The organism is Frankia sp. AiPs1 (genome assembly GCF_023716945.1).
In the GTDB taxonomy this organism is placed as follows: domain Bacteria; phylum Actinomycetota; class Actinomycetes; order Frankiales; family Frankiaceae; genus Frankia.
Map to the genome: position 1 here is coordinate 1 of NZ_JAMQQF010001037.1, position 1,001 is coordinate 1,001.

General features: G+C 77.8%; 1 protein-coding gene. It reads right to left on the reverse strand.

The window, feature by feature from the left end:
* Window positions 1–1,001 (reverse strand): bifunctional ADP-dependent NAD(P)H-hydrate dehydratase/NAD(P)H-hydrate epimerase (locus ND748_RS32700; protein WP_251750118.1); only part of this gene is annotated, 1,001 nt, incomplete at both ends.

Sequence of the window (1,001 nt, forward strand, 5' to 3'; positions counted from 1 at the left end):
CCCTTGAGCAGGATCACGGCGCCCGTCGCCGCGGCGGCCCGCCGCACGGTGGCGAGGCGGTCGGCGGCGAGGTCCGCCGTCGTGCGGTCGCGATCCCACCCCAGGGCGGCGGCGGTGAACCGGCCGAACTCGCCCTCGTGCGGGGTGAGGAGAACCGGCGCGTCCCGGGCCCGCAACGCCGCGGGATCGGCCCCGAGGAGCTCGGCCAACGGGTCGAGAGCGCCGGCGTCGACCACGACCGGCAGGTCGGTGCCCAGCAGCCCGGCCACCAGCTCCCGGACCGCCGGCCCCGGGTCCAGACCCGGGCCGATCGCCCAGGCCTGGACCCGGCCGGCGGCGAGCATGGCCCCGCGATCCCCGGCCCGGATGGGGGTCACCACCGCCTCGGGGTGCGCCAGCCGGACAAAGTTCCCCGCCCGGCTGGCGACCCCCGTCCCGGCATCACCGGCGTCGCCCTCGGTCACGACCCGCAGGTAGCCGGCGCCACCGCGCAGCGCGCCGCCGACGGCGAGCACGGCGGCACCCGGATAGGCCTCGCTGCCCGCGACGAGGCCGAGGACCCCTCGGCGGTACTTGGACGAGTCCGGGCCCGGCACCGGGAACATCGCGGCGACGTCGGCGTCGTCGAGCGCCCGCAGGTCGGGTTCGGGCAGCGCCAGCCCGATGTCAACCAGCTCCACCCGCCCGGTGTGGGCGGCGCCCGGCATCAGCCACAGGCCGCGTTTGTACGTGCCGAACGTGACGGTGGCGCTGGCCCGCACGGCGGGTCCACTGACGGCACCGGTGTCCGCGTCGACACCGCTGGGAACGTCGACGGCCACGGTGCGCTCGGGCGGCGCGAGAGCTGCCAGCCGCGCCTGGTCCGCCCGCAGGGCGCCGCGGCCACCGATGCCGAGCAACCCGTCCAGGACCAGCTCGGCTCGGCCGAACAGACCGCGCAGTGTCTCGTCGTCGAGTTCCGGGGCGGGGCCGTGCAGCCGGCCGCCGGCGGCGAGGAGCGC